Consider the following 12,516-nt stretch of genomic DNA (forward strand, 5'->3'; position numbering starts at 1 on the left):
TACTCAGCAGTTAAGTGACGATAGCCTAGGAGATACACCTGTACCCATGCCGAACACAGAAGTTAAGCCCTAGAACGCCGGAAGTAGTTGGGGGTTGCCCCCTGTGAGATATGGTAGTCGCTTAGCAAGGATAGGAAGTAGAGATACTTCCTTTTTGGGAGTTTAGCTCAGCTGGGAGAGCATCTGCCTTACAAGCAGAGGGTCAGCGGTTCGATCCCGTTAACTCCCATTTCTTTAAGCGGAAAGGCTTAATAGGTCCCGTAGTGTAGCGGTTATCACGTCGCCCTGTCACGGCGAAGATCGCGGGTTCGATTCCCGTCGGGACCGTTTTAGTGTATAGAGATACATTAGAGAGACTCGTTAGCTCAGTTGGTAGAGCATTTGACTTTTAATCAAAGGGTCACTGGTTCGAGCCCAGTACGGGTCATAGTCACAGGCGGGTGTGGCGGAATTGGCAGACGCACCAGATTTAGGATCTGGCGCTTAACGGCGTGGGGGTTCAAGTCCCTTCACCCGCATAGGAGATAAGCCGGCTTAGCTCAGTTGGTAGAGCATCTGATTTGTAATCAGAGGGTCGCGTGTTCAAGTCATGTAGCCGGCATTAAAGGAAAGAAGCGAATGCGAACGTAGTTCAGTGGTAGAACATCACCTTGCCAAGGTGGGGGTCGCGGGTTCGAACCCCGTCGTTCGCTTGAGGAAGCCGGGGTGGCGGAACTGGCAGACGCACAGGACTTAAAATCCTGCGATTGGAAACAATCGTACCGGTTCGATTCCGGTCCTCGGCATGAGAAAGAGCACCCTTAGCTCAACTGGATAGAGTACCTGACTACGAATCAGGCGGTTAGAGGTTCGACTCCTCTAGGGTGCATAGAAAAGAAGTCTCCTAGGACTTCATTTTTTCTATCCATACGGGAAGTAGCTCAGCTTGGTAGAGTACTTGGTTTGGGACCAAGGTGTCGCAGGTTCGAATCCTGTCTTCCCGATATTTTATTTGATATTAGATGAAATAGGTATTAGTTTTTAACATCTGGAGCCTGGGACAATAATGTCTCGATTCTATCAAAAAAAGCAACGGTTTTGCCGTTGCTTTTTTCATGGTTGCGATAGTCTTGGTAAAATATAGTTGTCTAGAAAATATTAGAAAGGCTATCTCATGCACATTCACTATAGCACAAATCAGACAACTTTGCCACTAGAACTTGCTTGTGTCTTGCCCCAAGGGCACATCGTCTTCACTATCGAAAAGGTCGTCAATGCACTAGAAGACGGTCAGTTTCAGTCTTTCTACATGATTTTGGTCGCCCTTCCTATCACCCAAAGTTACTTCTGTCTGCCCTCCTCTTTGCTTATTCCCAAGGAAGTTTCTCTGGTTGTAAGATTGAAAAGATGATAGCAGAAAATCTAGCCATGCAGTACTTGACAGGGCAGTTGGTTATCAGCTACCGGACCATCAACCGTTTCCGTGTAGCTGCCGGGATGGAAAATCTGCTGCGAGAACTCTTTATCGAGCTCAATCTTCAGTTGAAAATGGAAAAGTTGGTAACACTTGATGGTCTCTACATTGATGGCACTAAGATTGAGGCCAACGTCAATAAGTACAGCTTCGTTTGGAAGAAAGCGACAGAGAGATTCTCCGCTAAACTTCAAAAACAGATGCAGGTCTATTTCCAAGAAGAAATCACGCCTCTTATCCATCAAGCCATTGAACTGGATACACAAGAGCCCATCTCCTCAGAACAGTTGACCGAGTTTGCTCAACTTCTTGAAGAAGAATTGGCTGGACTGAGCCAAGACATTGAGGAAACACCAGTTAAAGGTAGGGACGAGCGTAAGACCAAACGCCGCAATCTCAAGAAAGTCCTGCGTAAAGTCAAGGATGACTTTTCAGTGCGGGCCGAAAAATATGAGATTTATCAAGAGACCTTCCAAGGTCGAAAGAGTTTTTCTAAGACGGATCATGATGCGACTTTCATGAGAATGAAAGAAGATCCTATGAGAAATGGACAACTCAAACCCGGCTACAACCTACAAATCACCACTGAAAATCAGTTCGTCCTTCACTATGACATCTATCCAAATCCAACAGATACCAGAACGCTATTGCCTTTTTTAGAAATGTATCCACATGAGTTAAAAAGGGTTGTCGCCGATGCGGGATACGGCGGCGAGGAGAATCTTCTCACCTTGGATAGGATGGGCGTTGACCATTTGATTAAATATGGTCTTTTTGACAAGGAACAGAAGAAAAGACACAAAGAATCTGATAGGAATTTGGCTAACTAGACTTACGATGGAACAGCTGATTCCTACACCCATCCATAGGGTTGGGTATACCAATTTGACCACCTCAAACACAGCCATACCACGACAGGTTTCAAGCAGGAAATTAGGGTTTATAAGGCAGAACAACCTGACTTGACTCCGCAAAAGGGACTTTACGTCAATGAGCGATATCAAGTCTTAAAACGAAAAGAAAGCCAAGCACTTTTATCTGACGAAGGCAGTCACATCTTTGCCCAAGTAAAGTTGATGTGGAACCTGTCTTTGGTCAGATAAAGGCTTGTTTGGGGTACAAACGATGTAATCTCAGAGGCAGACGTCAGGTTAAAATTGACATGGGCTTGGTTCTCATGGCCAATAACCTACTGAAATATAACAAATGAAGCCCTTAAAACTAAAAAGCAGAGACTATTAGCGAACGGAACTCTGATTGTTAGAGTGAGTTAAAACACTTTTGTCTCAGGCTATTTTTCTTTTTGTTCAATATAATTGTAGCGGGGAGATGCCAGCGAATATTGAAATAGAGGTGAAACAATTTGCTTTTCTTTTTTATATTCAAATGTCGCTGGCTGATTTGTTATCAATTTCTTGAATCATATGTTACATTCTGGAGAGATTTGAAATTTTATAAATATTATGTTAGAAATTATTATATTTTAATAGTAATGTCACCCGTGGTGCTAGTTAAGTTCAAAATAGCTCAAATTATAAGTCAATAGGATTTGTTCAATCCTCAACTGTAGTCCAACTATTCCTCTGGCAAAGGTGTGTTCCATATCAAAGAGAGCACATAACTCAGAAAAGCGCGTTTCAATGGTTCGCCTCATAGCCAATAATCTCCAGTTGTTATGCTGGCTCGCGCTTCCCATATTCTGACGTAAGGGCGTCCATAAGTGATACCCTCTCTGTTTCAACCGATCTTTAAGAGCCTGGCTGAGATACCCTAAATCTGCTAAAATCACAGATTGTTGGCAGCCTTCCAATAAATCCTCCACCACTTTGATATCATGAACAGCAGCCGGCGTGATAACATAGCTCAGAATATGGTCAGATAAGGTAACGAGTATGTGAACTTTGAAACCATAGAACCATAAGTGTTTTGACGCATTGTAGCCAATGTCTGCCAATCCTTCGAAAATACTTGCTCTATGGTTACGAACAGACTGACAAAGTGGTAGGGGAAAACTGTCTACGATGGCAATCGTATCGGAGGAGATTTGGTTATTCATCGCCTGTCGAATGAGTTGTAGCAACCAAATCAACTGCCTTGAACGACGATTGAAGCGACTTCTTTCCAGCAGTCGGCCACAGGGAAATAGTTGGCAGATTCGGTGAAAATGACGTTGGGATTTGATTCCTAGTTCAGCTTGCAAGAGCAGTAAGACTAATAGAGATTCATCCGAAACTTTTGACAGGCTGACATTATGACGATGTTTCAATGAATCAGGGCAATAATCCCGATAAAGCTGATGACAAATTTTTGATAATTGCTTCATATTCCATTGTAAATGATGGGATTTAGCGGTATACTGTAAATGGCTCATTTGGATAACCTCCTGTTTGTTTCGTCACTTACAGTATAGTCTTTTTGGGCTTTTTATGGTGTTTTGAGGTTAACTAGCACCACGGGTTAATGTTATTTTTTAATATTAGAGATTTGTACCAAGTTTGAATTAGAATGACATGTTTTGTTAAAGTAGCCATTCGGTATTTAGTTATTGGGGGATATTGGCAAATAGCTATAGAGAGTATTTATCAACGTGATAAAAAATAGATATGGATAAGAAATTTAATTTATGTTATGATATAAGTGTAATAAAGGAGAGAAAATGCAGAATAACTTACTGGTATTACAGTCAGATTTTGGTTTGGTAGATGGGGCTGTATCGGCAATGGTCGGCGTGGCCTTAGAGGAATCTCCAACGTTAAAAATACATCATTTGACCCATGATATTACACCTTATAATATTTTTGAGGGAAGTTATCGTTTGTTTCAAACGGTGAATTATTGGCCAGAAGGGACAACGTTTGTCTCCGTTGTGGATCCAGGCGTTGGTTCGAAGCGGAAAAGCGTGGTTGCCAAAACTGTACAAAATCAGTATATTGTCACGCCAAATAACGGGACACTTTCTTTTATCAAGAAACATGTGGGAATTCTAGCGATTCGTGAGATTTCGGAGGTGGAAAATCGCCGAAAAAATACGGAGCATTCTTATACGTTTCATGGTCGTGATGTTTATGCTTATACTGGTGCGAAGTTAGCAAGCGGACACATTACTTTTGAAGAAGTGGGCCCAGAATTAAGTATAGATGAAATTGTAGAAATTCCTGTTGTGGAAACGACAATTGGGAATGATTTTGTTAGTGGGGCTATTGATATTTTAGATGTTCGTTTTGGTTCGCTATGGACGTCTATTACACGTGAGGAATTTTATACTCTTAGTCCTGAATTTGGTAATCGGTTTGAGGTCACGATTTATAATAACGATATGCTGGTCTATCAGAACCAGGTGACTTATGGGAAATCTTTTGCGGATGTACGGATTGGTCAGCCGATTTTGTATATCAATTCTCTTTATCGTGTTGGTCTGGCGATCAATCAGGGGTCTTTTGCGAAGGCCTATAATGTAGGAGTCGGAGCGCAATGGAGTATTGAAATCAAGCGGATTGAAAAATAAATAATAAAGGAGATTATTATGAAAAATAATTCAATAAGAAGTGTTGTCGCAACGGGGATTGGAGCAGCTCTCTTCGTCGTTATTGGAATGATTAGCATTCCAACTCCTGTGCCAAATACCAGCATTCAATTGCAGTATGCTTTGCAGGCCTTGTTTAGCGTGATTTTTGGTCCGGTTGTTGGATTTTTAACGGGTTTCATCGGGCATGCCTTAAAGGACTCTTTGCAATATGGAAATCCTTGGTGGTCATGGGTGATTGCCAGCGGTTTGTTTGGCTTGATTGTTGGACTGTTTCGGAAAAGACTCCGTGTTACGCAAGGTATTTTTGAAGCAAAAGATATTGTATCGTTCAATGTAATTCAATTATTAGCTAATGCTGTGGTATGGATTGTCATCGCGCCGCTTGGTGATATTTTGATTTACAATGAGCCTGTAAACAAGGTGTTTGTACAGGGCTTTGTTGCAACGATTTCTAATGGTTTGACCGTTGCTATTGCAGGGACAGCGCTTTTGCTGGCTTATGCCCGCACGCAAACCAAATCAGGAAGTTTGAAAAAGGATTAGTGACATGAAGCGGGGGTGAGATGGAGCGAAAGTTTGAAAATGTTTTTTCCTATTCTCACCACTGCGTTGTTGGTTTATTGCACAGTATGCTTTGAAGCTGGAGATGTTTGTTCCAGCTTTTTTATTTTTAATTTTAATAAAATATCAAACAAAATGTAATTTATATATTGCATTTTATATAATATAGTGTATAATAGTAGTGAAGAAAGAGAGTGGATCATGAAAATGATTCAAAAAGCAAGAGATTTTTATTTTCAGGAGTCTCGGTTTTAGTTGCTTAACCCATGATTTCATTCTGCACGCTACAAAGAAAAATGATTCTGACTCAGAGGATAAAGAGAATGGCAAAAAATCTTAGACTAAAAATGGCTCGGGTTGAGCATGATTTGACTCAGGGGGATTTGGCAGATGCGATTGGTGTCACGCGACAAACGATTGGTTTGATTGAAGCGGGGAAATACAATCCTAGTCTCGGTCTCTGTATTGCAATTTGTAAACGATTGGATAAAACATTAGATCAATTATTTTGGGAGGAGTAATCATGAACTTCATTAAACGTCAGATTTTAGATGAGCGAGAAGAGCAATTGGTCAATAAAGCTGGAATGGAAGCTTTTAGTTTTCTGATAACTAGTAATCTTATCTTTTATATTGGAAGTATTTTTATCCATTCGGGCAAGGTCTATACACAGCTATTCCTGTTCTCAAGTCTCATTGCATTCCTATACTTTTTAGAGCGTTGCCGGCGGCTAGGAGCCAATTATTTCAATAGTTTTACCTTCACTATTTGGGGTGTTATGGCAATGACGGCTTTGGTAACGGTTGTGATTTTGGTGCAGAATTTTCAAGTCAATCATGCTATTTATCAGAATAATCCATTACATGCCAAGTTTTTAGTTGTGATTCCGATTACGTTTCTGATTTACCTTCCGATTATGATAGTGTTCAATCTGATACTAGAAGTTGTTGGAAAATGGCAGAAGGTGCGATTTGAGAAATATTTAGCGGACTTAGAAGATGAATCCTGAAAGGAGATGTATCATGAGCAAAATAAAGGATTATTTTGGTGGCGAAAAGGACGAGCGTATTCGGCAAGGGACATACAAGGCTGAAGCCTATGCGTTTCGATTTTTACTTGTATTTTTGATAATTGCAATCAGTATCAAATTTTTCTTTCTGAATTCTCCAATAGAAGGTTATGTTGATGAATTAGCAGCGGTTTTGATTGCTGGGAGTATTTGTTACTTTGTATTGTGGAGAGAAAGAATTGTTGAAAAGAGCTTGGGAATTTTGACGACATTATTCCAATCATTCTTGCTGACAATTCTCAGTGGGTATTATCATTACCATTTTGGTGAATTGCATTATAAAAATCGTCCGACGAGTGATTTTATCCTATTTCTATTTGGAAGTTTTATAACCTATCTGTTAGTGCTGGGTGTGTTCAATTGGTTTTTAAATAAATACAATCAACACCGACGAGATAAGATTGATATGGAAATGGAAGATTCTGAATAAAAGAGGGTGGAACTCCTTTGGGAGAGAAACAGTTCATTATTTAGGATACAGAGGCAGGGACAATATGCTCCCTGCCTTGCTTTATAATGGCAAAATGCCCTATGATGGAGCTTTTCATTTGCTTTTTAGGCTTAAGAAAGCACCTAATACGGAAAATATTGTCTGGGTAAGCTGTCAGAGGTTCAGACGGAGCAAACTGGTATTGGTTCATATCGTCCGAGGGTCGGACAGAAGAAACGAGTTCTTGTTTGTCCCGTCGACCAAGTTGATAGTTTCAATGAGTTTTGGTTTACTCCGTCGACCGGGTCGATAGTCTCAACGAGTTTTGGTTTTCTTCGTCGACCGAGTCGAGCATTTTAACCATTATCACATGTTCTCATTAACTGTATAGGGTTGGCAAGAAGCTGAACTCTTTTTGTTTGGTCAGATTCTTTTTCACGTTCAAGATTTAATTTTGCGGCAGGTGTAGTGGACTTCAAAATTGATTTTCATCTTATTTTCTTTTGTGCTACAATAGAATGAGTAAGTACACGAGGAGAAGTGGATGATTTTAGAGGAATTTGATGAAAATCGTCAGGCGATTATCAACCCAGAAGATTTGGTGGAGGCGCTACCGGATTTTCCAGAAACAGTGGTGTCTTGCTTTGCTCGCGAGACCTTTAAGCGCATGTTGGCTGATTTTCAGCATGAGCTATTGACCTCCACTTCCATGGCAAATATTGAAATTCCCATTTACAAGGTTATTATAAAAGGTAAGGCAATCGCCGTGTTCAATTCACCGGTCGGGGCGGCTGCCTGTATCGCTATTTTGGAAGATTTGATTGTCTTTGGAATGAAGAAGCTGGTTCTTTTTGGAACATGTGGCGTTTTAGATGAAACGATTAGGGAAACGTCTATCATTGTTCCTCATGCGGCTATTCGTGATGAAGGGACCAGTTATCATTACCTGCCGGCTTCTGATGAGATAGAAGTAAATGTCGGTTTGCGGGATTTTTTACGGTCATTTTTAGCTGATAAAGGAATTTCTCATACAGTTGGAAAAGTTTGGACGACAGACGGCATTTATCGGGAAACAGCTGCGAAACTCCGTAAGCGAAAAGAAATGGGTGCTGTTTGTGTAGACATGGAATGTTCAGCAGTTGCAGCTTTGGCAGCTTTTCGTGAGATTTCTGTTTGTCATTTCTTTTATGCGGCGGATCACTTGTCAGAAGAAGCCTGGGATATGCGCAATTTAGCCAATCATGCAGACCTAGACGAAAAAGACAAAGTGGCTAACTTGGCGATTCAGCTCGCCCTTGATTTATAGAGAATATGCTATGAAAAAACCAATTATTCAATTTGAAAACTTTAGTTTTCAGTATCAAGCACAGACAGAACCAACCTTGAAAAATGTTGATTTGACGATTTATGAGGGAGAAAAGGTCTTAATCGTGGGTCCGTCAGGTTCGGGGAAGTCCACTCTTGGACAATGCTTAAATGGCATTATTCCAACTATTTATCATGGAGAAATGACTGGGAATCTGTGGATTCAAGGTAAGTCTGCGTTTGGCAGCAGCATTTATGACTTGTCCAATCTTGTCAGTACCGTCTTGCAAGACACAGACGGTCAATTTATCGGGCTGAGTGTCGCGGAAGATCTGGCTTTTGCTTTGGAAAATGACATGGTTAATTTGCCGACGATGAGAGAAAAGGTTCATTTATGGGCGGAAAAATTGGATTTGTTATCGCTGTTACACCAGCGTCCCCAAGACTTATCTGGCGGGCAGAAGCAGCGGGTCAGTTTGGCCGGGGTGCTGATTGACGAAAGTCCGATTTTGCTCTTTGATGAACCTTTGGCAAACTTAGATCCGAAGTCGGGACAGGATACGATTGAGCTGATTGATCAGATCCATGCGGAAGCAGGAACGACAACGATTGTTATCGAGCACCGTCTGGAAGATGTGCTGTATCGGTCTATTGATCGGATTGTCCTCATCAATGATGGACAAATTCTCTTTAACGGCAGTCCTGATAATCTGCTGCATACGCAGTTATTAGCCGAAAATGGGATTCGAGAGCCACTTTATCTGACCACCTTGCGTCAGCTTGGTTTTCAGCTGGAAAATTCTGCACAGTTGGCAAATTTAGCTCAGATAGATGTCTCCGCTGTTCAGTTTTTGGGTGAAAAAGTTTCTATTCAAAAATCACCGGCACAGGATGATTTGCTGGAGTTGAAAAATGTCCAGTTTGCCTACGGTGAGAAAAAGGTTTTACAAGATATTGATTTTACAATCTCTAAAGGCGAAAAAATTGCCATTGTCGGGAAAAACGGTGCTGGAAAATCCACGTTAGCCAAAGCGCTTTGTCAATTCATTGAAACGGAAGGAAGCTATACTTGGCAGGGGCAAAACATCAAAAATGACTCTATCAAGGAGCGTGCCGAACGAATTGGTTATGTGTTACAAAATCCAAATCAGATGATTTCAACAACCATGATTTTTGATGAAGTTGCCTTGGGATTGAAGCTGCGTGGCGTTGCAGAAGAAGAAATAAAAAAGCGAGTCTTAACTGTACTAAAAACTTGTGGTCTATATGAATTTCGACATTGGCCTATTTCTGCTTTGTCCTTTGGGCAAAAAAAGCGTGTGACCATTGCTTCTATTTTGGTGTTGAATCCAGAAATTATTCTTTTGGATGAGCCAACAGCTGGGCAAGACCAACATAATTATACAGAAATTATGAATTTTTTGGACGAGTTGAATAAAAAAGGCCACACTATTGTGATGATTACACATGATATGCAATTAATGCTGGATTATTCTGAACGTGCGGTTGTGATGTTAGACGGAAAGATCTTGGCGGACAAATCACCGGCTGAAGTTTTGACAGATAAGACTTTGATTCATGCAGCGAACCTCAAGGAAACGTCTATCTTTTCCTTGGCTGAGAAATTAAACGTTGATCCACTCGCTTTAACAGAATTTTATATGCAAGAAAGGGAGGAAAGCCATGCTTAATCAGCAAAAACTTATTGGTTACCATGCGGGAACGACCTTTTTGCATCGCCTATCCGGAGCGAGTAAGTTACTGTTTTTCATTTTGGTATCAACTGCAGCGATGATTAGTTACGATACTCGCTTGCTGTTGGTCATTGCGATTGGCTCACTCTTTCTTTTTAGAGTTTCGAACATTCATTTTAAAGATGTATCGTTTGTTTTGGCTTTTGCAGGTATTTTTGCCGCTTTGAATCTTATCATGGTTTATCTGTTTGCTCCTCAGTACGGAGTGGAGATTTATGGTCAACAGACGGTCTGGTTCAGCGGATTAGGCAGTTATACCGTGACTGCGCAGGAAATCTTTTATTTGTTTAATTTGTTCTTAAAATATCTCTGCACCATTCCTTTGGCGGTTATTTTTCTGATGACCACTCATCCTAGTCAGTTTGCATCCAGTTTGAATCAAATCGGAATTCCTTATAAAATTGCCTATTCTGTCAGTTTGACGCTGCGCTATATTCCTGACCTGCAGGAGGAATTTTACCTGATCAGAATGTCGCAAGAAGCGCGTGGTTTGGAATTGTCCAAAAAAGCAAAATTAAGCCAGCGCATCAAAGGGAACCTGCAAATCATTATTCCATTGATTTTTAGCTCGCTGGAGCGGATTGATACGATTGCGACAGCCATGGAATTGCGCCGTTTTGGTAAAAATAAGAAGCGGACTTGGTACACTTATCAGGCTTTTCAGAGATTGGATATTGAAGTGATGTTGCTGGCTATTTTATTTTTACTACTCAGTTTTTTACTCTTTTTTGTTAATCACGGTCGCTTTTACAATCCTTGGCTATAAACGAAAATTGAAATGTACATAGGAGGAAGAAAATGATTGCATTGGTAACAGGAGCTTCAGCTGGTTTTGGTGAAGCTATTTGTCGTCGCTTGGTGGCAGAAGGTCACCGAGTGATTGGTTCAGCGAGAAGATTGGGAAAGCTGACACAACTTCAAGAGGAGTTGGGTCTTGAAAATTTTTATCCGCTTCAAATGGATGTGTCGGATTCAAAAAGCGTGGATCAGGCCTTAGAAAGTTTGCCAGAGGATTGGCGAACGATTGATATTTTGGTCAACAATGCAGGTCTGGCATTGGGCTTAGACAAGTCTTATGAGGCAGATATGCAAGATTGGCTGACGATGATTCAGACCAATATTATTGGTTTGGTTTATCTAACACGTCAGATCCTACCGCAAATGGTAGAGCGAGATAGTGGATTGATTATCAATCTAGGTTCGACTGCTGGAACGGTTCCTTATCCAGGTGCCAACGTCTACGGAGCTAGTAAAGCATTCGTGAAGCAATTTTCTTTGAATTTACGTGCTGATTTGGCAGGACACCATATTCGTGTTACTAACATTGAACCCGGTCTTTGTGAGGGAACAGAATTTTCAACTGTTCGATTTAAAGGGGACGATCAACGAGCTGGAAAATTGTATGAGGGAGCTCATGCTATTCAGCCAGTTGATATTGCCAATACTGTCGCTTGGATTGTTGGATAGCCTCCTCATGTTAATATTAACCGGATTGAAATCATGCCTGTTTCACAAACGTTTGGAGCGCAGCCTGTTTTTCGAGAAGAATAGATGAGATAGAATGGGGAGAATATGACAGAAATAAACCTTTTGTTTTCAATCGATGATCGCTATGTCGAGCAATTTAAAACAACCTTGTATTCCGTTTACCTAAATTCACCGTCAGCTTTGTTGCATGTGTTTATCTTGCAAAAAGAATTGTTAAAAAGGAATATGGAGATTGAGGATTTTTGTGAAGCACTAGGGATTATCTATGAACCAGTCGTGATTGGGGAAAAAGCATTTGAGGACGCCCCCAGCACTGATCGGTATCCAGAAACAATTTACTATCGTTTGTTGGCACATGAATACCTTCCTAAAGACTTAGATAGAATTCTTTACCTAGACGCAGATATTTTATGTCTGAATGATATTTGTCCTCTTTACAAACTAGAGATGGGGAATGCCTTATACGCTGCGGCTAGTCATGGATCAGATGCCAATATGACAGATTTAGTCAATAAGATGCGTTTACAGAATTTTGAGGCAGAAAGTTACTATAATTCAGGAGTTTTACTTATGAATTTGACCAGCATTCGGAAAGAAGTGAAGCGTGAAGCTATTTTAGATTACATTGCTCAAAACAGTTTTAAACTCTTTTTACCGGATCAAGATGTGCTGAATGCTTTGTATGGACATTTGACAATTCAGATTCCAGATGAATTGTATAACTACGATGCACGCTACAATGTGCTGTATTATGCTCGGAGTAAAGGTGAGTGGGACTTGGATTGGGTGATTGAGAATACCGTTTTTCTTCACTTTTGCGGTCGAGATAAGCCTTGGCTGAAAGAATACCACGGACGCTATGCTGCACTTTATAAGCATTACCAATATCGGAGCCAAAAAGTTGGCAGATAAAAACGAAACCAACCGATT

General features: G+C 40.8%; 10 protein-coding genes, 9 tRNA genes, 1 rRNA gene and 2 pseudogenes. 21 read left to right on the top strand and 1 reads right to left on the bottom strand.

What is annotated here, in order from left to right; translation table 11 throughout:
* The first annotated feature begins 10 nt into the window (after nucleotides 1-10).
* The 11 genes and pseudogenes from rrf to IYQ91_RS10150 all read left to right on the top strand — a co-directional run bounded on the left by rrf (nucleotide 11) and on the right by IYQ91_RS10150 (nucleotide 2,663).
* Nucleotides 11-126 (top strand): 5S ribosomal RNA (gene rrf / locus IYQ91_RS05845).
* A gap of 30 nt (nucleotides 127-156) precedes the next feature.
* A tRNA-Val gene (locus IYQ91_RS05850) sits at nucleotides 157-229 on the top strand.
* A gap of 25 nt (nucleotides 230-254) precedes the next feature.
* Nucleotides 255-327: transfer RNA gene (locus IYQ91_RS05855), tRNA-Asp, on the top strand.
* Between the two features lie 27 nt (nucleotides 328-354).
* Nucleotides 355-427, top strand: a tRNA-Lys gene (locus tag IYQ91_RS05860).
* Between the two features lie 9 nt (nucleotides 428-436).
* Nucleotides 437-518: transfer RNA gene (locus IYQ91_RS05865), tRNA-Leu, on the top strand.
* A 10-nt stretch (nucleotides 519-528) separates the two neighbouring features.
* A tRNA-Thr gene (locus IYQ91_RS05870) sits at nucleotides 529-601 on the top strand.
* Between the two features lie 19 nt (nucleotides 602-620).
* A tRNA-Gly gene (locus tag IYQ91_RS05875) sits at nucleotides 621-692 on the top strand.
* Nucleotides 693-699: 7 nt separating this feature from the next.
* Nucleotides 700-785: transfer RNA gene (locus tag IYQ91_RS05880), tRNA-Leu, on the top strand.
* Nucleotides 786-794: 9 nt separating this feature from the next.
* Nucleotides 795-868: transfer RNA gene (locus IYQ91_RS05885), tRNA-Arg, on the top strand.
* Nucleotides 869-909: 41 nt separating this feature from the next.
* Nucleotides 910-983 (top strand) — tRNA-Pro (locus IYQ91_RS05890).
* A 170-nt stretch (nucleotides 984-1,153) separates the two neighbouring features.
* A pseudogene (locus IYQ91_RS10150) lies at nucleotides 1,154-2,663 on the top strand (IS1182 family transposase).
* Between the two features lie 297 nt (nucleotides 2,664-2,960).
* Here the strand turns inward: IYQ91_RS10150 and IYQ91_RS05900 are convergent.
* A complete protein-coding gene (locus IYQ91_RS05900) occupies nucleotides 2,961-3,824 on the bottom strand; it encodes an IS982 family transposase (protein ID WP_195673344.1) in 864 nt (287 codons plus the stop codon).
* 285 nt (nucleotides 3,825-4,109) lie between these two features.
* Here IYQ91_RS05900 and IYQ91_RS05905 point away from each other — a divergent pair, with 285 nt between their 5' ends.
* The 10 genes and pseudogenes from IYQ91_RS05905 to IYQ91_RS05950 all read left to right on the top strand — a co-directional run bounded on the left by IYQ91_RS05905 (nucleotide 4,110) and on the right by IYQ91_RS05950 (nucleotide 12,498).
* The gene (locus IYQ91_RS05905) at nucleotides 4,110-4,958 is read left to right on the top strand and encodes an SAM hydrolase/SAM-dependent halogenase family protein (protein WP_021001990.1); all 849 of its coding nucleotides are present in this window, start codon (nucleotides 4,110-4,112) and stop codon (nucleotides 4,956-4,958) included.
* 15 nt (nucleotides 4,959-4,973) lie between these two features.
* Nucleotides 4,974-5,522 carry an ECF-type riboflavin transporter substrate-binding protein gene (locus IYQ91_RS05910; RefSeq protein WP_324252985.1) on the top strand — a complete coding sequence of 183 codons (549 nt, stop codon included), beginning with the start codon at nucleotides 4,974-4,976 and terminating at the stop codon, nucleotides 5,520-5,522.
* A 341-nt stretch (nucleotides 5,523-5,863) separates the two neighbouring features.
* Nucleotides 5,864-6,061 (top strand): helix-turn-helix transcriptional regulator, encoded by a 198-nt coding sequence (locus tag IYQ91_RS05915; RefSeq protein WP_106079407.1) that lies wholly within the window; start codon nucleotides 5,864-5,866, stop codon nucleotides 6,059-6,061.
* A 2-nt stretch (nucleotides 6,062-6,063) separates the two neighbouring features.
* Nucleotides 6,064-6,549: a DUF6773 family protein gene (locus tag IYQ91_RS05920; RefSeq protein ID WP_195673345.1), complete on the top strand. Its 486-nt coding sequence runs from the start codon at nucleotides 6,064-6,066 to the stop codon at nucleotides 6,547-6,549.
* 13 nt (nucleotides 6,550-6,562) lie between these two features.
* Entirely contained in the window at nucleotides 6,563-7,039 is a 477-nt protein-coding gene (locus tag IYQ91_RS05925; protein ID WP_003038531.1) for a DUF6773 family protein, read from the top strand.
* Between the two features lie 544 nt (nucleotides 7,040-7,583).
* Nucleotides 7,584-8,345: a nucleoside phosphorylase gene (locus IYQ91_RS05930; protein ID WP_195673346.1), complete on the top strand. Its 762-nt coding sequence runs from the start codon at nucleotides 7,584-7,586 to the stop codon at nucleotides 8,343-8,345.
* A 10-nt stretch (nucleotides 8,346-8,355) separates the two neighbouring features.
* Complete coding sequence (locus IYQ91_RS05935) at nucleotides 8,356-10,035, top strand: ABC transporter ATP-binding protein (RefSeq protein WP_195673347.1); 1,680 nt, start codon at nucleotides 8,356-8,358, stop codon at nucleotides 10,033-10,035.
* Complete coding sequence (locus IYQ91_RS05940; protein ID WP_195673348.1) at nucleotides 10,028-10,864, top strand: energy-coupling factor transporter transmembrane component T family protein; 837 nt, start codon at nucleotides 10,028-10,030, stop codon at nucleotides 10,862-10,864. Before IYQ91_RS05935 ends, IYQ91_RS05940 begins: the two co-directional genes overlap by 8 nt.
* 32 nt (nucleotides 10,865-10,896) lie before the next feature.
* Nucleotides 10,897-11,649, top strand: a pseudogene (locus IYQ91_RS05945) (SDR family oxidoreductase).
* A 21-nt stretch (nucleotides 11,650-11,670) separates the two neighbouring features.
* Nucleotides 11,671-12,498: a glycosyltransferase family 8 protein gene (locus tag IYQ91_RS05950; RefSeq protein ID WP_195673349.1), complete on the top strand. Its 828-nt coding sequence runs from the start codon at nucleotides 11,671-11,673 to the stop codon at nucleotides 12,496-12,498.
* Nucleotides 12,499-12,516 lie beyond the last annotated feature (18 nt).

It is taken from the genome of Streptococcus sp. HF-2466 (assembly GCF_015594645.1).
Lineage (GTDB): Bacteria > Bacillota > Bacilli > Lactobacillales > Streptococcaceae > Streptococcus > Streptococcus anginosus.